The organism is Limnochorda pilosa (genome assembly GCF_001544015.1).
GTDB classification, from domain to species: domain Bacteria; phylum Bacillota; class Limnochordia; order Limnochordales; family Limnochordaceae; genus Limnochorda; species Limnochorda pilosa.
The window spans coordinates 2,546,728-2,567,438 of the sequence record NZ_AP014924.1 but is presented as its reverse complement, the minus strand read 5'-3'; the positions used below and the strand labels follow the sequence as shown (position 1 = coordinate 2,567,438).

Here is a 20,711-nt window from a genome sequence, read left to right as displayed (position 1 = left end):
AACATGGCCGAATGCACCGGATAACCGTTAACTGCGGAACGTTAATTCCACACGTGCTCGGAAGGTCCTTCTGCCCAACATCCCCGCCCGATGTCCCCTGCCGACGCCTCCGCCCGACGTCCCCGCCCGCCGTGCGCTCCGACGCCGCGCCTGGTAGAATGGAGCCGCTGCCAGTTTCACCATCGTCACGGGGGTGAACCGGTTGCCCGTCGAGAGCATCCGCTGGGACGAAGACCACGCCACCATCCTGGACCAGACGCGGCTGCCGCACGAGGAGCGCTACCTGGAGATCGCCTCGCCCGAGGCCATGTTCGAGGCGATCCAGCGGCTGCGGGTGAGGGGGGCGCCGGCCATCGGGGTAGCGGCCGCGTTCGGCCTCTACCTGGGCGTGCGGGACCACAGGGGCACCATGGAGGACCTGCTGCGCCAGGTGGACGAGGTGGCGGGGATGCTGGCTCGCTCCCGTCCCACCGCCGTCAACCTCTTTTGGGCGCTGGATCGGATGAAGGGACGGGCCCGGGAGCTGGCCGCGGCCGATCCGGCGGAACCTGTCCAGGTTCGGGAGGGGCTCCTGGAGGAGGCGCTCCGGATGCTGGAGGAAGACCGGGAGGTCTGCCAGCGGATCGGCCTGCACGGGCTGCGACTGCTCACGCCCGGGATGCGGATCCTCACCCACTGCAACACGGGGGCGCTGGCCACGGTGGGGATCGGGACCGCCCTGGCGCCCGTCTTTCTGGCGCACGAGCGGGGCATCGCCGTGGAGGTCTACGCGGACGAGACCCGACCGCTCCTGCAGGGGGCCCGGCTCACCGCCTGGGAGCTGCAGCGGGCCGGCATCCCCGTGACCCTTCTCTGCGACGGCGCAGCGGCCAGCCTCATGGCCCGGGGCGGGGTCGACCTGGTCCTGGTGGGGGCGGACCGGGTGGCCGCCAACGGCGACGTGGCCAACAAGGTCGGCACCAGTGGGGTGGCCCTGGCCGCGCAGGCCTACGGCGTCCCCTTCTACGTTGCCAGCCCCCTTTCCACCATCGACCTGGGACTCGCCACGGGCCAGGAGATCCCCATCGAAGAGCGGGACGGCCGGGAGGTCACTGAGGTGGGCGGCGTGCGGATCGCCCCCGAGGGCGTGCGGGTGCACAATCCGGCCTTCGACGTGACGCCCCACCGGTTCATCACGGGGATCATCACCGAGCGGGGGATCGTCCACCCACCCTTCGAGGCGGCGCTGCGGGAACTGGTGCGCTAGCTCGGGGCTCGGCGCGTCCGCTCTGGCTGCGTCAGATGGAGATGGCCCCGGCCCGGAAGCTGCCTGGTGCGATGGCCACGTTGACCAGGGCCGGCCGCCCCGAAGCCAGCGCCTGGCGCAGGGCAGGGGCGAGCTCGTCGGGACGCTCCACCCAGGCGCCCCAGCCGCCCAGGGCCTCCACCGCGCGCTCGTAGCGGGCCCGGGTGAGCCCTGTGGCCACCGCCCGCTCGGCCCCGTACATCTGCACCTGGCCCCGGCGGATCTGGGTCCAGGCGCCGTCGTTCCCCACTACCGCCACGAAGGGGAGGCCCTGACGGGCGGCGGCCTCGAAGTCCGCCAGGTTGAAGCCCACGCTCCCGTCGCCGAAGAGGGCCAGCACCGGGCTCTCGGGGAAGGCCAGGCGGGCCGCCACCGCGAAGCCCGTTCCGATGCCCAGGGTCCCCAGGGGGCCCGGATCCAGCCAGCCGCCGGGCCAGCGCCGGGGCTGGACCACCGCCGCAGCCGTGGCCACGAAGTCGCCCCCGTCGCCCACCACCACGCTGCCGGGTTCCAGCGCCGCGTCCACCTCGGCCGCCACCCGCAGGGGATCCAGGGGCGTTCGGGTGGAGCGGAGGGAGGACTCCATGCCGGCCGCCTTCTCCTCCTCCTGCCGGCGCAGGCGCTCGAGCCAGCGGGCCCTTGCCGCCGGGGGCGTGTCGGAGCCCGAAACGCTCGGGGCCGGGGCGGAAGGGCAGGGGCCCCCAACAGTTGAGGCCGCCGCGTCCAGCATGGCGGCCAGGGCCGCACCCGCGTCGGCGGCCAGGGCGGCGTCGGCCCGGCGGTTGCGGTGGAGCTGGGCCGGATCCAGGTCGATACGGATCAGGCGGGTGCGGGCGTCCCAGACGGGAGACTGGCCGTAGCCCAGGCGGAAGTCCAGGGGCGTGCCCACCACCACCGCCACGTCGGCTTCGGCCAGGGCCGCCTTGCGGGTGCGGGCGAAGAGGTGGGGGCTGTCCTGAGGCAGGGCGCCCCGGGCCATGCCGTTCAGGTAGACGGGGAGCTGGAAGCGCTGGGCCCAGCGGGCCAGCAGGTCCGGATCGCCGTGCCAGCGGAGCTGGCTCCCCACCAGGGCGACGGGACTTCGGGAACCCTCGAGGAGGTGCACCGCTTGGGCGACCGCCTCGGGGTCTGGGGCCAGGGGGGTGTGGCCCGCCAGGCGGCCGGGACCGAAAGATGCCAGAGGGGTGCGGGGGGCCAGCGGGAGCGGGTCGGGGAGGGGAGCGGAGTCGAAGAGCAGGTCGACGGGCACCTCGACGTAGACGGGCCCGGGGACCCCTTCGGCCGCCAGGCGGAAGGCTTCGTCGAGCTGGTCCGCCAGGCGATCGGCCCGGGTGATGCGGTAGCTTGCCTTGCTGATGGGCGCGAGGACGGGCACCAGGTCCGCCTCCTGAAGGGCGCCCTTGCCCATCAGGGGCTGGGGCGCGGCGCCCCCCAGGACCACCACCGGGCTCTGGGCCCGCCAGGCGTTGGCCACGGCGGTGATCGCGTTGGTCACCCCGGGGCCCGCGGTGACCGCGGCCGCGCCGACCCGCCCCGTGAGGCGGCTCCAGGCGTCGGCCGCGAAGACCGCCGACTGCTCGTGCCGCAGGTCCACCACCCGGATGCCCTCGTCCAGGCAGCCGTCGTAGATGGCCTGGATGTGGCCGCCGCAGAGGGTGAAGAGGACCTCCGCCCCGTGGTTTCGCAAGACCCGCGCCACCAGGCGCCCGCCGTGTCCGGTCATCGCTGCCTCCGCGTCCGTCCCGGCCCTGCGTCTGTCCTGGCTCCTCGCCCATCCTGGCCCGGCGTCGGTTCGAAAGGGTTCCACCGGCGGGCCGCCGCCGTGCCGGGAACCCTCGGCCGAGCCCGGGAGCCTTGTCGTGGCAATAGAGCGAATTCACCATGTGTCGGGCGATCCCTGCCCGCGGTCGCGGAACGAGGTGTGGGGCCGCGGCCAGGTAGGGGCCTGGAGCCCGCGGGCCCGCCTGACCCGAGTCTGGATGTAGCCGGGGCGAAGGCCAGGAGCCAGGCGGCGGATCTCGAAACTGAAATCGAAGGGAGTCGGAGGGATGCCGATGCTGCCTCGAACCCGGACGGCCTGGGTGCGCCTGTTCCTGGTGGTCGTACTCTTCCTGGCGATGCCGCCGGGCATGATGCGGGGTCTGGGGTTCTGGCCGGGCGCGCCGGCCCCGCACGCGCACGCGGCCGCCGACCCTGCGGGTCCTGACCCAGCCGACCCCGTGGAGCCCGGACTGCCGGGTTCTGCCCAGCCCGAAGCTGCGGATTCCGCCGGGCCCGAACCGTCCGAAGCCGCCGAGCCTGGTCCCCCAGGGCCCGAAGAGACGGGGCCGCCCGCTCTACCCGCAGAGGTCTCCTTTCGCGAGGAGACGGTGACGGTGGGCGAGGAGCCCTGGCTTCTGGAGGGAACCCTCACCCTGCCCGACAGGCCCGGGCCCTTCCCGGGCGTGGTGCTGGTGGCGGACTTCGGTCCCTACGACCGGGACGAGACGGCCGGCCCCGACAGGCCCTTCCGCGACCTGGCCCGGGGGCTGGGCCGGCGGGGCATCGCCTCCCTCCGCTTCGACAAGCGGACCGCCGTCTACGGCCCCAAGATGGACGGCAACGCCATCACGGTGGAGGAAGAGGTCATCGCCGACGCCCTCTCCGCCGCCAGCCTCCTTCGGGAGCAGGAGGGGGTGGGGCCGGTCTTCATCCTGGGGCACGGCCTGGGCGCCACCCTGGCCCCCGAGATCGCCCGGCGGGCCGGCGCCGCCGGCGCCGTGCTGCTGGCACCCTTCGCGACACCTTTGGACGAGCTGGTGCGGCAGCAGCTGGAAGCCTCCTTCAGCGCCGACGGCCGCCTCACCTTGACGGAGAGCGCCCAGCTCGAGCGGGCCCGGGCCGCCGTGGAGCAGTTCCGCCAGGGCAAGACCGACCCGGCGCAGACCTTCCTGGGGCCCTCGCGCTACTTCGTGGACCTGCGGCAAAGGAATCCCCTCCGCCAGGCGGTGCAGTACCTGCAGCCCATGCTGATCCTGCAGGGCGGCAGGGACGAGCAGGTCCCCCCGTCGGAGCTGGACCGGTGGCGCCAGGCGCTCGCGGGGCGCCGGGACGTCGAGCTTCGCCTGTACGCCGAGCTGAATCACCGGTTCGCGTGGGGCCCGGATCCCTCGCCCTCCACGACCTACCGGTGGCCCCGGCAGGTCCAGCCCGAGGTCATCGAGGCCGTCGCCCTGTGGATCCTCAGGCAGGCGCCGGCCGCCGGCGAGCCCCGAGGAGCGGCCGAGGACGGTCCCGGCGCCCCGGCAGCCGGCAGCGCTCTGGGGGCGTAGGCTCCGTTGAGACGGATCGAGCAGCCGCAGGCCGAGGGGGCCGGCTGGGCGCACCTTCGCGTCATGTCGCTGGCCACGGGGCTCAGCTTCGTGGTGATCACCTTGACCCGTCCCCTGGTGCCCTTGCTCGCGGTCCACCTGGGGGCGCGTGCGGCCGAGGTCGGCGCGGTGGTGGGCGCGTACGCCCTGGTGCCGCTCTTGCTTGCGGTGCCCGCAGGGGCGCTCGTGGATCGTGTCGGCTCCCGGCGGATCTTCCTCTGGGGCTCCCTGGGGATCGCCGTGGGGCTCGCGGCGGTGGGGGCCTGGCCGAGCCTGCCGGTGCTGGTGGTGACCCAGGCGGGGGTGGGCCTTTCCCAGCTCCTGGTGATCGTGGCCGGGCAGACGTACGCGACCTCCCTGGCCCGCGGCGTCGAGCGGGAGGCCCAGCTGGGCTGGTACACCACCCTGGTCTCCGCGGGGCAGCTGGTGGGCCCGCTGGTGGGTGGCGTCCTGGCCGACGCGCTGGGCTACGGGCCCAGCTTCCGGATCGCCGCGTTCCTCGGGCTCCTGCCCCTGGCGGTGGGTTTCGCCGTGCACGACGTCCCCCGCCGTTCGGAGGCGGGCGCCCCTGGGGGAGAGGCGCGCCTCGCGGAGGCCGAGCCGCCCGGCGAGGTCCGGAGCGCTCCGCGCGCGGCCAGGGGCAGTGCGATCCGCCGCATCGCCGGAATCGGGGGCGTGCGGCTGGCGGTGGTGGCCAGCTTCAGCATCAACTTCGCCATGGGGGCACGGCAGGGCTTCTACCCGCTTTACGTGCAGAACCTGGGGTACCCGGCCACCCTGGTGGGCTCGCTCCTCTCCTTGCGGGCGCTGGCCTCCATGTCCGTCCGCCCGTTCATGGTCCGGATCGTGGCGGCGGCGGGCGGGCGCTTCCGGACCGTCTTCGGCTCCATGCTCCTGGGCGCTGCGGCGGTGGGGATCACCCCCTGGACCCGGGAGCCCCTGGGCCTCGCCCTGGCCTCGGTGGCCCTGGGCGTCGGGATCGGGCTGGTGCATCCCCTCAGCATGCTGGCGGTGGCCGAGACCGTGGCCGAGGAGGAGCGGGGACTGGCCCTGGGCATGCGCCTGACCGGGAACCGGCTCGCCCAGTTCACCAGTCCCGTCCTCTTCGGGGCCGTCGCAGAGGCCGCAGGCCTGGAGGCTGCCTTCGTGGCCGGCGGGCTGGTGCTGGCGGCGGCCACCTTCAGCCTCCTCTTCTGGCGGGCCACCTTCGCTCACCTGGACCGCTGGCCGGGGCGCCAGGCGGCTGGGCGGGGTCCGGGGCGGGACGGGTGAGGCCGATCGCTTCGGGCGGGCGAGCCGGAACGGTGCTGAACGGCGGGCGGCCCCGTCCGGGGGCGACCGCCGTCACCGCCCGGCCGCCCACTCCGCGGGAGTACCCTGGTCGGCCGCCGGCGCTCCCCCGGGGGCGCCCATGGTGCGCATCATCTCCTGCATGGTCATGAAGACCCGGGCGTGGCCGTACTCGTCGCCGGCGATGTTGAGAAGGATGGCCCGAAGCACGGGATCGCCGGCCTCCGACGCCATGCGGGCGTACATGGAGACCGCGCCGAGCTCGTCCTGGATCGCCTCGGCGATGTCCTGGGGCGACTGCATGAACTCCACCGCGTCCACCTCCTTCCCGGACGTTCCGAGCCTAGGCGTCGGGCTCGGGGAACGTCCAGACCAGGAGCTCCCGGGAGCGGTCGGGGGCGGGCTGGAAGGTGCCGGGACGCCGGTTGAGGTAGCTGCGCCAGTCGCCGGCCTCCACGTGGCGGAGGAACTCCAAGTGCTCGGCCTCCTGCCGGGCGATCTCATCGAGCAGCCGGCCCAGCTCGGGCGTGGCGGCCGCCTGCCGCCAGCGCTGGTAGCGATCGACCGCCCGTTCCTGCCGGACCAAAGCCTGCTCCAGGAGCTGCGGCCAGGCGTTCGACACGGGGGCTCCCTCCCGAGAACTCCTCATCCCTACGCTGGCAGGCTATGCGCTTCCAAGGAAGACAGCGGTAGGATCGAGGGGCCCTCGCGCTCAGGCTTCGCCCTCTCCGGGCAGCTCGGGGGGCGGCTCGGGGTGGGGGCCGATCCGCACCGCCAGGTAGATGAAGAAGGTGTCCAGGGCGGCCACGATCACCTTGAGCAGGTAGGTGGTGAGCAGGATCTGGGCCAGCGTGGTCCAGGGCATCACGCCGGCGAAGGCGCCCAGCACGAAGAGGACGGAGTCCACCGCCTGGGAGGTCCAGGTGGACCCGTTGTTCCGCAGCCAAAGGCGCCGCCTGCCCGTGCGCTCCAGGATCGCGTGGAAGAGGTGGACGTCCAGGGTCTGGGAGACGGCGTAGGCCAGCAGGCTCGCCGCGGCCACCCGCGGCAGCAGGCCGAAGAGGGTGGCCATGGCGGGCTGGGCAAAGTCCCCGGGAGCGGGGCGCAGCAGCAGGGCCCACTGCATGGCCGCTGTGAACGAGATCAGGCTGATGAAGCCCAGGGCCACCCCCTGCAGCGCCTCCCGCTTGCCGTATCGCTCGCTCAGCACGTCGGTGGCGAAGAAGAGGCCGGCATAGGTGATGTTCCCCAAGGTGGCCTGGAGGCCGAAGAGGGTGACGGTCTTCACCACCTGCACGTTGCTGACGATGGTGCCGGTGACGATGGCCGCGTAGAGCCCCGCCCGCCCGAAGTACCGGTAGAGCAGCAGCACGATGGACAGGTCGACCGAGGCGAAAAGCAGCCACAAGACCTCGTTGGGCACGTTGGCCAAGGGAACCCCTCCCGACCCGGGCGGGCCCCGGCACCGCCCGTTCGCTCCCATTCTCCCACGCCCAGGGACCTCCTGCCAAGCACCGGGACGCGCCCTCGGACGTGCCGCAGGCGAGCCCCGTGACGGCCCGCGGCTGCGCCCCCAGCTGTGCCCCCGGCCACCCACACCCCGGCTTCGCCCCTGTTGCCGAGCGGTCCACCCGGGAGTTCCACCCGCCTTGGCCGGTCCTTCCCCAGGGATCCGGGGGAGAGCCGCCGAAGTGAAGGCGGTGCCCGAGCAGGACGACCCCGCCGGCACGAACCGGCGGCCGTGCAGGAGGCGTTGCTCCATGGACTCCGTTCTCCCGTGCCCATCCCCGCGCAACCGGCGGCGCGCCCGCAGCGCCCGCCCCCGAAGGCTCGCCGGCCGCACAGGCCTCCGGGCTCGCGCCGGCGGGGGTCGCGCCCGCCTCACTGCCCGTCTGGTTGCCCTCCTCGGCGTCCTCGCCCTGGCGGCCACCGTATGGGGAACCGCCCTGGCCGCCGGGCAGGTCCGGCCGCCCGAGCAGCCGTCCCGGGGGCCCGGCGGGTCCGACTACCTCTACGGAAGGGTGGAGGCCAGCCGCCACGGCGAAGGCGCCCAGGCCTTCTGGCTCTTCGAGCCCGACGCCCCGCGGCCCCGCTCCGCCCCTCTGGTGCTCTTCCTGCACGGGTGGCGCAACGTGGACCCCCGCACCTACGGCGCCTGGATCGAGCACCTGGTGCGGAAGGGCGCCGTGGTCGTCTACCCCCGGTACCAGGAGAGCCTCACGTCTTCCCCGTCGGCCATGATGGACGCAGCCGCGGCGGCCACGGAGGCGGCGCTTCAGGAGCTGGCCCGTCCCGGCCACGTGCGGCCGGACCTGGACCGGGTCGTCTTCGTGGGCCACTCGCTGGGGGCGGTGATGGCCGCCAACCTCGCGGCCGAGGCCCAGGCGGGCGATCTGCCCCGGCCCGCCGCCATGGCGCTGCTCAACCCCGCGGACGTGAGCCCTTGGCCTGGCCTGGACCTGCCCGGCAAGCTCATGCGCGCCAGCTACGAGGCGATCCCCGCCTCCACCCGCCTGCTGCTGGTGGTGGGCGACCAAGACATCCTGGCGGGCGAGCGCTACGCCCGGGCTCTCTGGGAGCGGCTCGCCCAGATTCCCGACGACCGCCGCAACGCGGTGCGGTTGGTCTCCGACGACTACGGCACGCCCCGGCTCAGCGCCAACCACACGGCGCCGCAGGCTCCCGGCGGCCGCTGGGCCCAAACCCAGGAGGAGCCCGACACCCTCCTCTCCGACGTCTTGGAGGGGAGCGTCGACGCCCTGGATCACCACGGCTACTGGAAGCTGGTGGACGCCCTCATGGCCTGCACCTTCGAGGCGCGCTGGTGCGAGTACGTGCTGGGCAACGACGAGGCCGTCCGGTCCATGGGGCGCTGGAGCGACGGGCGGCGGGTGAACGAGGCCGCCATCGTGCGGTGGTAGCGCGAGGCTGCGGCCGGCGGGCAGCGGGCGCGGCAGGCATCAGCCGGCGTCAGCGTCCGGCCAGGGGGTGGAAGGCCGGCGCCGCGAGCCCGTCGATACCGGCCAGGAAGCGGGGATAGTCGGCCACGGTGGGGATCCGCAGGCCCGGCCGCCCGCTGCTGAGCCCGAAGGGATCCAGCAGGATCGCCGCGACCCCGGCCCGATTCGCGCCCAGCACGTCGAAGTGGTAGAGGTCGCCCACGTGCAGGCACTCCGAGGGCGCCAGGTCCAGCTCGTCGAGAGCCTGCTGGAAGATGCGCGGATCCGGCTTCTCGTATCCCACCAGGGCCGAGTCGTAGATCCGGTCGAAGTAGCCGTCCAGCCCCGCGTGCGCCAGCCGCTCGGCCACGCGCCCGTCGGAGTTGGAGATGACCGACATCCTGTACCCCTGCCCCCTCAGCTCGTGCAGGGCGGCCTCCACCCAGGGGAAGGTGGCGGCCCACCCCAGCTCGGCCGGATCCTCCCGCAGGCTGCCGCCCAGGCGGGTCGCCTCTGCGGGAGGCACCCCGACCCGCTCCAGCAGGGCCGCGTAGAACCCCCGCGGGTAGAAGCCGCCGGGAGGAGCCGCCTCGGGCGGAAGGTCGGCCTCGTAGAGCGCCCGGCCGAAGGCGCGGAAGAGGGCGTCCGGGTCCGTCGTCCGCCCGGCGGACTCCAGGGCGCCGGCCACCCGGGCGAAGTCGGGGAAGATGACGGTACCGCCGGCGTCGAAGAAGAGGTAGGGCTTCATGGAAAGCCTCCCGCAGCCGGCCCGGATGCCTCACGGCCGGCCTACCTGGCCATGGTTCACGGCCGGGGGCCGCCGTTCCTGCCCCCGCCCGGCCGGCGCGCGAAAAGGGGCCGGCGGAGGTCTCCCGCCCGGCCGGCCCCCAGCGGTCCGGACGGCGCCGATGGAAGGCCCCGCCCGTGCTCAGATCTCAATGCGGGGCCCCAGGGCCGAGTGGGTTTCCCAGGAGGAGCCGGTGCGGGTTCCCCGCACGGGCTCGGCGCAGCGCCGGTCAACGCCGGGCCGGGGACGCTGGGGCGCCCGCACGGTCCCGTAGGGCCTCGATCACCGGCTCCTCGAGGGAGAGGCCCCGGCCGGCCAAGTTCCGGAGCACGGCGTCCGCGTCGAAGAGGCCCGGGGCCTCGGGGGCGTGGACGCCCGGCAGGCGGGCTTCCCCCGAGCCCAGAAGGAGCGCGGCCACCGCCAGGGGGACCCCCGTCAGGTCCGCCATGTGGCCGATGGCCCGCACGGTGACGCGGGTCGGCTTCTCCCGCAAGACGCCTTCCACCACCACGTGAAGCCCCGAGAAGGAGGCGCCCGCGGGGCCGATCCGCTCCAACAAGGGCAGGAGCGGCTTCACGGTGGATCCCAGGAGCGCCTTCCCCCGGGCGGAGCGGGTGAGGCCCCCCCGGGCCAGGGCCGTGGCGAGCCAGTTGAGGAAGGCCTCGCTCAACCCTCCCCGCAGGGAGACCTCTTCCACCCCGGGGAGGGAGCGGGGCAGGGTGACCGGCTCGGGATGGCCCACGTGGGCCACCTTCACCTGCCCCAGGGGCTCGGGAAAGGGGAGCACCTCCGGCTCCGAGCCCGCCGGCACCAGTACGTACCGCCGATCCCGGAAGGTGGGGACCTGGCCGGTGAGCATGTGCATGGTGTGCAGGATCACCGCATAGCCCTTGGAGTCGCTGGCAGCGCCCGCCCAGGCGATCCGGACCCGAAGGGCGCGATCCAGCAGGCCGGCGGCCCGCCGGGCGAGAAGGTTGCTGAGGCCGGGGGTCCAGCCCATCCCCGTCACCACCGTGACCCCCCGCTCGCGGGCCGTGGGGTGCAGAGCGAGGGCGGCCTGGGCCGCGTCGTGGTCGTCGCAGAGGCTCACGTAGGGGACCCCGGCCTGGATGGCCGCCCGTACCGCCGGCGCCTCGAAGAGGTAAAAAGGACCCAGGGCCGAAGCCGCCACGTCCCACCCCGCCAGGGCCGAGCGCAGGGCGCTGGCGTCCCGGGCATCCAGCGGCATGGGACGGGCCCTACCGGACGGAAGCTCGGCCGCAAGCGCCTGCGCGGCGGCCACGTTCCGATCCGCAAGGCCGATCTCGTCCACCGAAGCCTCCCGGGCCAGCTCTCGCACGGCCCGGCTCCCCATGTCGCCGGCGGCTCCCAGCACCAGGACGCGCATCGCCATCCCCCTCGGCCGCCTCCCGCCGGCGGGCTTGGCCTTGACGTCCACGGGCGAGACGCGAAAGGTCCATACTTGTGTACTGTTATTCGCCAGCGAAAAGTCATTCCCCTGGCGTTTCCAGGTACGGAGGCAAACGTGGGAGGAGCGACGGGGGTGCCGGGGCTGGGGATCAGGAGGCCTTCCATTGGCCCGCAGTTTTCCCCGCGACGTAAAAAGCGTGCAAGCGAACGCGAACCTGGAAGGAACGTCCAGCGGGAGGAGCGAAAGGTGCTGGCGAATGAGCGTGCCGGTGGCTGGGCGGTCAAGGGACCTGAACCGGGGGTCGGTGTCGTGGGGCACCGGATGTGGACCCGGCTGGGCGGTCTCGGGCGGTTCCACCCGACCGGCGCTTCGTGTCGTTACGCCACGGGCCTGAGCGGTGGGCATCCGTTCGACCCGGGCGCGGGGTCGGCAGGCGATGCAGCAGAAACCTTCTACCTCTTCCTTGTCGTCACGGTACGCGCCCTTCTCAAGACCTTTCTGCCTGACCGTCTCCTCCGGGGATCGGAGCCGATCTGGATGAAGGAGGCCCATCGGTGCCCGATAACGCCGAACGCTACGATGACGAGATCGACCTGCGCGCCTACCTGGAGGTCCTCTGGCGGCGCAAGTGGGTCGTGATCACCCTGGTCCTCCTGGCGGCGGTGGCCTCGTTGGTGGTCACCCGGTCCATGGAGCCCGTGTACCAGGCCGAGGCCACGGTTCTGATCCGCGCCGACTCGCCCGGTCTGGCCGTGATGAACCTGCAGAAGTCCGGCACGGTGTTGTCGGTGGAAACCGCCCTGGAAATGCTCCAGTCGCGCCAGCTCGCGCAGGCGGCGGCCGAGGATCTGGCCGCCTCGGGTGGCGCCTCCGACCTGCCCGGTGCGCCGGCGGGGACCGACGCCGGGCTGAAGGACCGGGTCTCCGCCCGCCGGGTGGGGAATACGCCCATGCTGCGGGTCCAGGCGGAAGCGGTTTCGCCCGCGGCGGCCGCGGCCCTGGCCAACGCCATGGTGCGGGCGCTGGAGCAAGCGATGATGGGCGCCACTCGGGACGACCTGAAGGCCGCCGGCGCCTTCACCGCCGCGCAGCTGGAACGGGTCCGGCAGGACCTGGCGGGGCTGGAGGCACGGGCGGCCACCGGCGAGGAGCCTCGCGGAGGCGACGCGGAGATGCAGCGGGAGCGCCGTGTGCTGGAAGACCTGTACGGGAACCTCCTGCGGCAGCAGGAAGAGATCCGCATGCGCCTGGCCGTGCAGAGCTCACCCGTGCAGGTCATCGACGCGGCGGTACCGCCCCAGGCGCCCGTGCGCCCCCGCCTGAGTCTCAACCTGGCCGTCGCCGTGGTGCTGGCCGGCTTCGCGGGCCTGGCCCTGGCCTTCGCGCTGGAGTTCTTCGACGTCCGCCTCAGGAGCCCGCGGGAGCTGGAGGAGATCCTGGGCGCGCCGCTGCTCGCCCAGGTCCCCGAGGAGATGGTCTCCGAGCCGACGGCCTCCGAGGGTGTGGGAGCCGCTCATGGGGGGAGGGCCCGGGCCTGGGGTGAAGGGGCCGCCGGGGGAGCCCAGGTTGAACGGGGCCTGGTCGGCCGGGGAGCGCCTGCGGGTACCTTGCAGCCCGCGGATGGCTACGGGCTCCCGTCGAGCCAGCGGGCGGTCACGGGGGAGGGACGCGGCCGTGAGTCCTGATCGAGGAGGACCGCGCCTCGCGGCGCTGGTGGGGGGTTCGGCGGCCGCCGAGGCATACCGGACCCTCATGACCAACCTGGAATTCGCCCAGGTGGACCGGCCGGCCCGCCAGCTTGCCGTGGTCAGCGCGGAGCCCGGGGCCGGCAAGAGCACCGTGGCCCTCAACCTTGCGGCCACCCTGGCCCAGTCGGGGACGCGCACCTGCCTGGTGGACGGGGACTTCCGCCATCCCAGCCTGGCCGGACCCCTGGGTGCACGCGTGAGCCCCGGGGTGACCAACGTGCTCATGGGCAAGGTCTCCCTGGACGACGCCTTGCAGGCCACCCCGGTGGACGGGCTCGCCTTCCTGGGACCCGGTCCCCTTCCGCCCAACCCGGCCGGATTGCTGAGCTCGGAGGCTATGAAGCGGTTGATGCTGGAGCTGCGCGATCGCTACGAGGCCGTGATCTACGATACACCGCCTCTCGGGGTGGCAAGCGACGGGGCCATCCTGGCGGCCCGGCTGGACGGGGCGCTGGTGGTGGCTTCGGTGGGACGCGACCGGCGGCCCTCACTGGAGGCCGCCCGACGGGCGCTGGAGCAGGTGCGGGCCCGGGTGGTAGGGTGCGTGGCCAATCGGGTGCGCCAGCGCCGGCACAGCTACGGGTACGGGTACTACTACGGCCGCGCCTGAAAGAGACGGCGGCCGAGTATGGCAAGGAGAGCCGTGTCTCCGAACGAGGACGGGGGAGAAACAGGGGGAGAGGAGACAGAGCCGTGATCGACCTGCATGCGCACCTGCTGCCCGGTGTGGATGACGGTCCTGCCACCCTGGACGATGCAGTCCGGATGGCCGAGACGGCGGCGGCCAGCGGCACGCGGGTGGTGGTGACCACGCCGCACATGCAGCCGGGCGGCTACCCCTACCGTCCAAGCGTGGAGCAGCTTACCGACCGGCTGAACGAACTGCGAGTCGCCCTGGACGAACGGCGGATTCCGCTTCAGGTGCTGCTGGGGAGCGAGGTGCTCTTCAGCGTGGACGTGCCGGAAAGGCTGCGGCGCCGCGAGGCCTTGCCGCTTGCGGACGGCCCCTACGTGCTGGTGGAGCTGGCCGGGGACGAGATCCCCTACGGTTTCGAGGAGCGTCTCTTCGAGCTGCAGCTGGAAGGCTATCATCCGATTCTGGCGCATCCCGAGCGGCACCCCGCCTTCCAGCGGAATCCGTCGCTGGTCCACCCCCTGCTCGATCGCGGGGTGTTGCTGCAGATCACCGGCGGAAGCCTGCTGGGCCAGTTCGGCCGGGCGAGTCTCATGACCGCCGAGACCTTCGTGCTGCGGGGCCTGGCACACCTGATGGCGAGCGACGGCCACTCGCCGGAGAGGCGGCCCCCCGTGATGAAGGCCGCCCGGGCCCGGGTGGTGGAGCTGGCCGGCCCCGAGGCCGCCCTCTGGATGACCGAGGAGGCGCCGGCCCGCATCGTGGCCGGGGAACCGCTCCCAACCACGGTCCCGGTGGGACCGGCCCGGCCCCGCCGCCGAGGCCTGGGTCGGACGCTGCGGCGGTGGGGGCACGCGGTGCGCCACAGGATGCTTTGGTAAAGGCCGTACCACGCACCCCCGTCTGGCTCCTGATCTCCTTGATCCTGGTGGCCCCGGGGGTGCTTCCAAGGGGGCTTCCGGGTGCGCCCTCGTCGCGGGTGCTGGCGGATCGCCCGTCGGTATCCGCCCGCCGGAGCGACGGCCTGAGCGCGTCGGCCTCCCTCCGAGGTCGGGCCACCTCCTTCCACGCGGACCGCTGATCCCCACCTTTGGAACTCCCGGGCCGTTCCAATCTCCCGCAAGGCATCTGTAAATTGTTTGCAAACCCTCTGGCGTTCACGGAAATGCCGATGCTGACGGCATGTCCGACCTCGGGCGCGCATTTGGCTTCCAGGAGACGGCCTGTTATAATGCCCTTCGTGAGCCCGATAGGAGGGTGATTCCTTTGAACACCACGTCTTTTCCGGCACGGGTGCGCCGGCTGGCCCGGCGGCCCCCCACGGTGGTGAGCGTCGGACTCGTGCTGATCGTGGCCCTGGCGGCGGTCCTCTTCCTGCGCGGCGGCACCGCGAGCGAGGCCCAGAACACCTCGGGCGTGGGCTTCGTGGATTGGGCGCAGGTCCAGACCGGCTACCTGCAACCCAAGCTCCAGGAGCCCGTGGGCGAGCTGCAGCAGATGCAGGACGACCTCCAGAAGGAGTTCGACGAAAAGAGCAAGGGCATGGACGACGCCAAGAAGCAGGAGCTCTTCCAGCAGTACCAGCAGCGCCTGGACGAGAAGACCGCGGCCTTGAAGGAACTGGAGGCCAAGTACATCGCCGAGGTGCAGCAGATCGTGGCGGACCAGGCCCAGAAGCAGGGGCTTCAGCTCGTGCTGCGCAAGGACGTGGTCATCCAGGGCGGCGTGGACCTGACGCCCGACGTGCTGAAGGCGCTCGGAGTCCAGAAGTAGCGGTCGGGGTGCCGGAGCCGGCCGTGGTCGGCGCGCCCGATCGACGGTGAACTCGACCGCACCGGCCGCGGCGGCAACCGCCGGCGGGTGCCTGCCGCCCTCAGCCTTCCGGCGGCAGGCGCCCCTCCACGTCCTGTAGGAGCCGTTCCGTCTCCTCCAGCAGGGCGCTCAGGTCTGAGAGGGAGGCGCGAGCCGGGCCCGGAGCACGCCGCTCCACGTCCCGGACGCCCGCCCTCAGCTCCCCCAGGGCCCGCCGCCCCGCCTGAAGGAGCCGGCGGGCCCCGGGGCCCAGCTCCTCCACCCGGCGCTGGTCGGCCACCAAAGATGCCAGCTCGCGCCCCACCCGATCCCAGCGGCTCTTCAACGTCCGGCCCCGCTGCGCGAGGCCGGCCTGCTCGATCAGATCCAAGCTGCCTCCACCTCCCGGCCTCCCCAGGGTACGCCCCCACCGCCGGGAAGGTGATCGCCCGCCGCGCCCGGGGCAGGACCTGGCCGGTCCGGAGGATAACATCTCCTTGAAGGACGCGGGCCGACACCGAGTGCGACGCTCGTTCCGCCCCCTTCCCGCCGACCCCAACTCCCGTACCTGCTCGGAGGCGACGTACGATGGCAGCACCGGACGACCTGGACTCCCTGGCGGAGGCCCTGGGGAGAGGTGGCGTCGCGGTCCTGACGGGCGCCGGGTGCAGCACCGAATCGGGGATCCCCGACTACCGGTCGTCGCAGGGACTCTGGAAGCGCCACCCGCAGGAGCTGGGCACCCCCCACGGCATGGAGGCGTGGCCCGAGGAGTTCTACGCCTTCTACGCGGCCCGGGTGCGCGCCTTGCAGGAGGCACGACCGAACCAGGCCCACCTGGCCCTGGCCCGATTCCAGCAGGCGGGCCTGCTAGCGGCGCTCATCACCCAGAACGTGGACGGGCTCCACCAGGCGGCCGGAGCCCAGGACGTGATCGAGCTCCACGGCTCCATGGCCCACACCCGCTGCCAGCGGTGCGGCCGCAAGGACCGCCCGGAGCGGCTGCTGGAGGAGGTCCACGGGCTCCACGACCGGCCCGCCTGCCGCCACTGCGGCGGCCCGCTGCGGCCCGACGTGGTCCTTTTCGGCGAGCTCCTTCCCGAGGAGGCTGCCGAGAGGGCCTTCCGGGCCGCGGAGAGCTGCCGCCTCTTCCTGGTGGTGGGCAGCTCGCTCCAGGTGGCGCCCGCCGCGAGCCTGCCCGGTCAGGCCCTCCTGGCCGGCGCGCCCCTGGCCGTGGTCAACTTGGATCCCACCCCCTACGACGACCAGGCCCGCTGGCTCCTGAGGGAACCGGCTGGCCAGGTCCTGACCGGCCTGGCGCGACGTCTCGGCCTGGCATGAGGGCGCGCCTCGGCAGGAAAAGCGGACCCACGCGGACAACCATTCCCGTCAGCCGAAGGAAGGCATCCGGCCGGAGCGGGACCCGGCGTGGGAGGCGATGGACGTGAGCCAGGTGAGCAGGAGGAAGAACCGGCGGGGCGGGGGGCCTGCCTCTCGGCGTTTCTGGTGGGCCGCGGCGATCGTGCTGGTGGCGGCGGCGGCCGGCCTCCTCTTCAGTGTGTCCCGCCCCGGGCAGGCGGCCGGCTGGGAGGCGGTGGAGGAGGTTCTGGGCTCGCCCGACGCCCCCCTCACCGTGGTGACCTACGTGGACTTCAGCTGCCCCCACTGCGGCACCTTCGCCTTGGAGGTAGAACCCGAGCTGGTGGAGCGCTACGTGAAGACGGGCAAGGTGCGGCTCGTCTACCGTCCCATGGCCTTCCTGGGCCCCGGCTCCATCCTCGCCGCCCAGGCCGGGGCCTGCGTGGGCGACCAGGACCCGGCTCTCTTCTGGCCCTTCCAGCGTCGTGTCTTTGAGGAGCTGCACACCTCCGGCTCCCAGTACACCCGCGAGAACCTGGCCACCATGGCGCGCGAGATCGGCGCGAACGCCGAGGCCGTCGACGCGTGCCTGGCCGCCGGGCGTTACCGTGACACCCTGGGCCGGGTGCGGCGCCTGGCCATCGAGGAGGACGGCGTGCGGGTGACGCCCACGGTGCTCGTGGGGGACCAGAAGCTCGAAGGCGTGCCCGAGGCCGCCGATTTCTTCGCCCTCATCGACCGGAAGCTGGCACAGACCGGTTCCTGAACGCAGGCCGCAACGCGATCCCGAGCCGCGCATGGCACGCCCCCGGCGCGCCATGCCCCGGGGGATCGCCCCTCACACCTACCCCCGGGTCACCGTCCGGCACCGGGTCCGGTGCATGCCCGAACCGGCCGACGGCCAGGTTACCCCTTGACGAAGGCGCGCCCAACGTGTATATACCTAATAGGGGTATGGGTAGAACATCGATAGCGCCCCGTAACACATCGGTAACACACGCCGGCGCCCGAGCGTATCCGGCAGGCGCCCGAGGCGGGCGCAGAGACCAAGGGGGAACGCGAGATTGTCGCTGCTGAGTGAGAAGGACGCCCAGTACGTCCGCAGCTTCTTCGAGGAGAACCTCGAGAATCCGGTGGAGATGCTCCTCTTCACCGCGGCCGAGGGGGACGAGCTGGCCGAGCGGAAGAATCCCTACCTGAAAGAGACGCTGGAGCTGATCGAGGCCGTGGCCGGTCTCTCCGACAAGCTCTCGGTGCGGGTGCTCCGCCAGGGCACCGACGACGAGCTCTTCGAGGCCTACGGTATCCACGAGATCCCGGCCACGGTGCTGCTGGGCCCCGCGGAGACCGACTACGGCATCCGCTTCTACGGGATCCCGGCGGGGTATGAGTTCCGCTCGCTCATGGACGACCTGGTGGACGTATCCAAGGGTGAGACGCGTCTTTCGGCCAAGACCAAGGAGACCCTTCAGACCCTGGCGGCCGATGCCCACTTCCAGGTCTTCGTGACGCCCACGTGCCCCTACTGCCCCAAGGCCGTCCGCCTGGCCCACCAGTTCGCCATCGAGAGCCCCAGGGTGCGGGCCGACATGGTGGAAGCCACCGAGTTCCCCGACTGGGCGGGCAAGTACAACGTCTACGGCGTGCCCAAGACGGTGATCAACGACGTGGAGGAGATCGAGGGCGCCCTCCCCGAGGAGATGTTCGTGGACGCCCTCATGCGGGCCGCGGCCGTGAAGGCCTGACGTCAGGCACCCCGGCCGGCGCGGGGGACTGGAGCGCGCGCCGGAAACCGTCTGGAGGGAGCCACGCATGCGCACGGAGAACGGATTCGACAGGACGTTGGAGGAGACCGTCGCGCCCGACGGCCTCCCCGCGGGCGTCGCCCCGCTCGATCTCGGCCTCGGCCTCGGCCCGCTGGCCGGTGACGACGGCGGGGACGGCCTCATCGAGGAGAGCGAGCCGGTCGACGTGGCCATCATCGGAGGGGGCCCCGCCGGTCTCTCGGCTGCCGTCTACACCGCCCGGGCCGGCCTCCGCACGGTGGTGATCGACAAGTCGGCCTACGCCGGCGCGCTGGGGCTCACGGAAAGAATCGAGAACTATCCCGGCGTGCCGGGGCCCATCTCGGGCGTGGAGCTCCTGGGGATCATGCGGAAGCAGGCCGAGGGCTTCGGCGCCCGGGTGCTTCAGGAGACGGTGCTCACCGTGGACCCGGCGATGGAGCCCATGGACGTGGTCACCACCAAGCGGGGCCTCCGGGCTCGCAGGCTCATCGTCGCCACGGGAGCCATGGGCCGCAAGGCCTCCATCGCCGGTGAGGAGCAGTTCCTGGGCAAGGGCGTGAGCTACTGTGCCACCTGCGACGCCGCCTTCTTCCAGGGCCGGCCCGTGGCGGTCATCGGCGACAACGAGGAGGCGGTGGAGGAAGCCCGGTTCCTCACCCGCTTCGCCGACCCCCTCTACTTCATTCCCAGGGGCCGCCGGGTGCGGGCGCCCCAGGAGGAGCTGGAGGAGCTCCGCCGCCATCCCAAGGTGATCTGGCGCGAGGGCGTCAAGGTCCGGGAGATCGTGGGCGACGGCAAGGTGACGGGGCTCCGCCTGGCGGGGCCCGGTGGGGAAGATGTGCTGCCCGTCGAGGGTGCCTTCGTCTACCTGCAGGGCAACCAGCCGATCCTCGACTTCTTCCAGGCAGGGCAGGGGCCCGAGCGGACGCCCGAAGGGTGCGTGCGGGTCAACGACGAGATGGAGAGCTCCATCCCGGGCGTCTTCGTGGTGGGCGACCTCACCTGCCACCGGGTGCGCCAGGCCGTCTTCGCCGCGGCCGATGGGGTGATGGCCGCCCTGGCCGTGGAGCGCTCGCTGCGGGGGCGCAAGGAGATTCGTTCCATGTGGTGAGCTTGGGCGCCGGCAAGGCCTCGACCCGCCCACGCTTCATACCGCTTGCCTTTCATCCTGCCGGGCTGGGTGCCGGTGCCCGGGGCGCCTGCGCCAGGCCCGGCAGGACCGCGCTTGAGACCAGGCTCCCGCATCCTTCCCGCAACGATATTTCACGTTCATGGTCTGCGCGCCCCGTGCTGCTGGAACCACAGGGATCCGGACGTGCGGCGCCGCGGCGCGTCACCCGGGACGACCTTGAAGGAAACAGCCGTCGAGCAGCGAAAAGACAATGTGGAAAGATGAAACAAGGTTACGTGAGTCTGGCAGATGGGCGGGCGGAGCCCTTGCTGCAACGGCTTGCGTCCGAGAGTCCCCCGAGATGGCGCACGCAGGAGGCGACCGCATCGGTGCGGAAGGCAGGCGGAACGCAACGGATCGGCACGCTGCGGACGGCGGCCCAGGTGGTGGATCTGCTCGCGGCCGCGGGGGACCGGGACCTGACCCTCAAGGAGATCTCCGAGATGCTGGGGATCACCAAGCCTACGGCGCTGCGGATCCTCATGACCCTCACCGACCTGAGGTTGGTGGAGCGGGATTCCGAAACCCAGAGGTACCGCCTTGGCTTGCGGCTCCTGGAGCTGGGGAGCGCCGTGCAGGAGCGGCTCCAGATCCCGGTACGGGCCCGCCCCCTGCTGGAGCAACTCGCCCAACGGACGGACGAGACGGTCCATCTGTGCGTCCTGGACGAGGGGCAGGCTGTCTACGTGGACAAGATCGAGGGCGCGCAGGCCATCCGGCTCTACTCGCGCATCGGGCGGCGGGTCCCGCTCCACTGCACGGCGGTGGGGAAGGTGCTCCTGGCCGACCTTCCCGCAGCGGAGCGGCGGCGCATCATCGCCCGCTGGGGCATGAAGCCCTACACGAAAAACACGTTGACCGACTACCTGCTGCTGGAACAGGCCCTGGACGAGGTGCGCCGGGAAGGGGTCGCCTTTGACCGGGAGGAGCACGAAGAGGGCATCACGTGCATCGGCGCTCCGGTGCGAGACTTCTCGGGGCGGGTGAAGGCGGCCATCAGTGTGACGGTGCCTGTGTTCCGGACCTCGCCCGAGCACCTGGAGCAGATGGTCCCGTGGGTGAAGGAGACCGCCCTCCGCATCTCCGAGCGGTGCGGGTACCGGCCGGACCTGGCGGAGCCCTCACGGCAGGCGCAGGGTACCACCCTGGGCTGAGCAGG

The 20,711-nt window shown here is 72.4% G+C and carries 20 protein-coding genes; 13 read left to right on the top strand and 7 right to left on the bottom strand.

Translation table 11 applies throughout. The features are described from left to right. Positions 1 to 202: 202 nt before the first annotated feature. Positions 203 to 1,246 carry an S-methyl-5-thioribose-1-phosphate isomerase gene (mtnA, locus tag LIP_RS11280; RefSeq protein WP_198409512.1) on the top strand — a complete coding sequence of 348 codons (1,044 nt, stop codon included), beginning with the start codon at positions 203 to 205 and terminating at the stop codon, positions 1,244 to 1,246. 31 nt (positions 1,247 to 1,277) lie between these two features. Here mtnA and LIP_RS11275 read toward each other — a convergent pair whose 3' ends face one another. Further along, positions 1,278 to 3,008 carry a thiamine pyrophosphate-binding protein gene (locus LIP_RS11275; RefSeq protein ID WP_068138361.1) on the bottom strand — a complete coding sequence of 577 codons (1,731 nt, stop codon included), beginning with the start codon at positions 3,006 to 3,008 and terminating at the stop codon, positions 1,278 to 1,280. Between the two features lie 331 nt (positions 3,009 to 3,339). Between LIP_RS11275 and LIP_RS11270 the strand changes: the two genes are divergently transcribed. Beyond that, positions 3,340 to 4,596 (top strand): alpha/beta hydrolase family protein, encoded by a 1,257-nt coding sequence (locus LIP_RS11270; RefSeq protein ID WP_068138360.1) that lies wholly within the window; start codon positions 3,340 to 3,342, stop codon positions 4,594 to 4,596. A 6-nt stretch (positions 4,597 to 4,602) separates the two neighbouring features. After that, positions 4,603 to 5,907, top strand: coding sequence for an MFS transporter (locus LIP_RS11265; RefSeq protein WP_068138357.1), 1,305 nt, complete (start codon positions 4,603 to 4,605; stop codon positions 5,905 to 5,907). 72 nt (positions 5,908 to 5,979) lie between these two features. Here the strand turns inward: LIP_RS11265 and LIP_RS11260 are convergent, their stop codons facing one another. The 3 genes from LIP_RS11260 to LIP_RS11250 all read right to left on the bottom strand — a co-directional run bounded on the left by LIP_RS11260 (position 5,980) and on the right by LIP_RS11250 (position 7,348). Further along, on the bottom strand, positions 5,980 to 6,237 hold the full coding sequence (locus LIP_RS11260) for a ferritin-like domain-containing protein (protein WP_068138353.1): 258 nt from the start codon (positions 6,235 to 6,237) through the stop codon (positions 5,980 to 5,982). Positions 6,238 to 6,268: 31 nt separating this feature from the next. After that, complete coding sequence (locus tag LIP_RS11255) at positions 6,269 to 6,547, bottom strand: ferritin-like domain-containing protein (protein ID WP_068138350.1); 279 nt, start codon at positions 6,545 to 6,547, stop codon at positions 6,269 to 6,271. A gap of 90 nt (positions 6,548 to 6,637) precedes the next feature. Next, positions 6,638 to 7,348 carry a queuosine precursor transporter gene (locus LIP_RS11250; RefSeq protein ID WP_068141924.1) on the bottom strand — a complete coding sequence of 237 codons (711 nt, stop codon included), beginning with the start codon at positions 7,346 to 7,348 and terminating at the stop codon, positions 6,638 to 6,640. A 337-nt stretch (positions 7,349 to 7,685) separates the two neighbouring features. Here LIP_RS11250 and LIP_RS11245 point away from each other — a divergent pair, with 337 nt between their 5' ends. Further along, positions 7,686 to 8,846, top strand: a complete 1,161-nt coding sequence (locus tag LIP_RS11245; protein WP_068138348.1) for an alpha/beta hydrolase fold domain-containing protein — start codon at positions 7,686 to 7,688, stop codon at positions 8,844 to 8,846. A 49-nt stretch (positions 8,847 to 8,895) separates the two neighbouring features. Here LIP_RS11245 and LIP_RS11240 read toward each other — a convergent pair whose 3' ends face one another. Next, on the bottom strand, positions 8,896 to 9,612 hold the full coding sequence (locus tag LIP_RS11240) for an HAD family hydrolase (RefSeq protein WP_068138344.1): 717 nt from the start codon (positions 9,610 to 9,612) through the stop codon (positions 8,896 to 8,898). Between the two features lie 268 nt (positions 9,613 to 9,880). Then, positions 9,881 to 11,044: a saccharopine dehydrogenase family protein gene (locus LIP_RS11235; protein WP_198409510.1), complete on the bottom strand. Its 1,164-nt coding sequence runs from the start codon at positions 11,042 to 11,044 to the stop codon at positions 9,881 to 9,883. Positions 11,045 to 11,616: 572 nt separating this feature from the next. On the opposite strand from LIP_RS11235, the gene LIP_RS11230 reads away from it, so the two are divergent. From LIP_RS11230 to LIP_RS11215, 4 genes are all read left to right on the top strand, one after another. Then, entirely contained in the window at positions 11,617 to 12,747 is a 1,131-nt protein-coding gene (locus tag LIP_RS11230; RefSeq protein WP_068138332.1) for a Wzz/FepE/Etk N-terminal domain-containing protein, read from the top strand. After that, positions 12,737 to 13,420, top strand: a complete 684-nt coding sequence (locus LIP_RS11225; protein ID WP_068138330.1) for a CpsD/CapB family tyrosine-protein kinase — start codon at positions 12,737 to 12,739, stop codon at positions 13,418 to 13,420. The genes LIP_RS11230 and LIP_RS11225 overlap by 11 nt, the downstream gene beginning before the upstream one ends. Positions 13,421 to 13,503: 83 nt before the next feature. Next, positions 13,504 to 14,325: a tyrosine-protein phosphatase gene (locus tag LIP_RS11220; protein WP_068138327.1), complete on the top strand. Its 822-nt coding sequence runs from the start codon at positions 13,504 to 13,506 to the stop codon at positions 14,323 to 14,325. 385 nt (positions 14,326 to 14,710) lie between these two features. Next, complete coding sequence (locus LIP_RS11215) at positions 14,711 to 15,217, top strand: OmpH family outer membrane protein (RefSeq protein ID WP_068138320.1); 507 nt, start codon at positions 14,711 to 14,713, stop codon at positions 15,215 to 15,217. A gap of 100 nt (positions 15,218 to 15,317) precedes the next feature. Here LIP_RS11215 and LIP_RS11210 read toward each other — a convergent pair whose 3' ends face one another. Next, positions 15,318 to 15,626: a hypothetical protein gene (locus tag LIP_RS11210; protein WP_068138318.1), complete on the bottom strand. Its 309-nt coding sequence runs from the start codon at positions 15,624 to 15,626 to the stop codon at positions 15,318 to 15,320. A gap of 197 nt (positions 15,627 to 15,823) precedes the next feature. On the opposite strand from LIP_RS11210, the gene LIP_RS11205 reads away from it, so the two are divergent. The 5 genes from LIP_RS11205 to LIP_RS11185 all read left to right on the top strand — a co-directional run bounded on the left by LIP_RS11205 (position 15,824) and on the right by LIP_RS11185 (position 20,706). Further along, complete coding sequence (locus LIP_RS11205; protein WP_068138315.1) at positions 15,824 to 16,576, top strand: SIR2 family NAD-dependent protein deacylase; 753 nt, start codon at positions 15,824 to 15,826, stop codon at positions 16,574 to 16,576. A gap of 103 nt (positions 16,577 to 16,679) precedes the next feature. Then, the gene (locus LIP_RS11200) at positions 16,680 to 17,360 is read left to right on the top strand and encodes a DsbA family protein (protein ID WP_158509662.1); all 681 of its coding nucleotides are present in this window, start codon (positions 16,680 to 16,682) and stop codon (positions 17,358 to 17,360) included. Between the two features lie 298 nt (positions 17,361 to 17,658). Beyond that, positions 17,659 to 18,339 (top strand): protein disulfide oxidoreductase, encoded by a 681-nt coding sequence (gene pdo, locus LIP_RS11195; protein WP_068138300.1) that lies wholly within the window; start codon positions 17,659 to 17,661, stop codon positions 18,337 to 18,339. 67 nt (positions 18,340 to 18,406) lie between these two features. After that, entirely contained in the window at positions 18,407 to 19,492 is a 1,086-nt protein-coding gene (locus tag LIP_RS11190; RefSeq protein WP_082726226.1) for an NAD(P)/FAD-dependent oxidoreductase, read from the top strand. A gap of 389 nt (positions 19,493 to 19,881) precedes the next feature. Then, positions 19,882 to 20,706 (top strand): IclR family transcriptional regulator, encoded by an 825-nt coding sequence (locus LIP_RS11185; protein ID WP_068138297.1) that lies wholly within the window; start codon positions 19,882 to 19,884, stop codon positions 20,704 to 20,706. The last annotated feature ends 5 nt before the right edge of the window (positions 20,707 to 20,711 follow it).

What these genes read in the sequence shown, in the direction of transcription:
- LIP_RS11205 (WP_068138315.1), top strand. Translation starts at nt 15,824, where the DNA reads ATGGCAGCACCGGACGACCTGGACTCCCTGGCGGAGGCCCTGGGGAGA.
- LIP_RS11190 (WP_082726226.1), top strand. Translation starts at nt 18,407, where the DNA reads ATGCGCACGGAGAACGGATTCGACAGGACGTTGGAGGAGACCGTCGCG.
- LIP_RS11240 (WP_068138344.1), bottom strand. Translation starts at nt 9,612, where the DNA reads ATGAAGCCCTACCTCTTCTTCGACGCCGGCGGTACCGTCATCTTCCCC.
- LIP_RS11270 (WP_068138360.1), top strand. Translation starts at nt 3,340, where the DNA reads ATGCTGCCTCGAACCCGGACGGCCTGGGTGCGCCTGTTCCTGGTGGTC.
- LIP_RS11275 (WP_068138361.1), bottom strand. Translation starts at nt 3,008, where the DNA reads ATGACCGGACACGGCGGGCGCCTGGTGGCGCGGGTCTTGCGAAACCAC.
- LIP_RS11235 (WP_198409510.1), bottom strand. Translation starts at nt 11,044, where the DNA reads ATGGCGATGCGCGTCCTGGTGCTGGGAGCCGCCGGCGACATGGGGAGC.
- LIP_RS11245 (WP_068138348.1), top strand. Translation starts at nt 7,686, where the DNA reads ATGGACTCCGTTCTCCCGTGCCCATCCCCGCGCAACCGGCGGCGCGCC.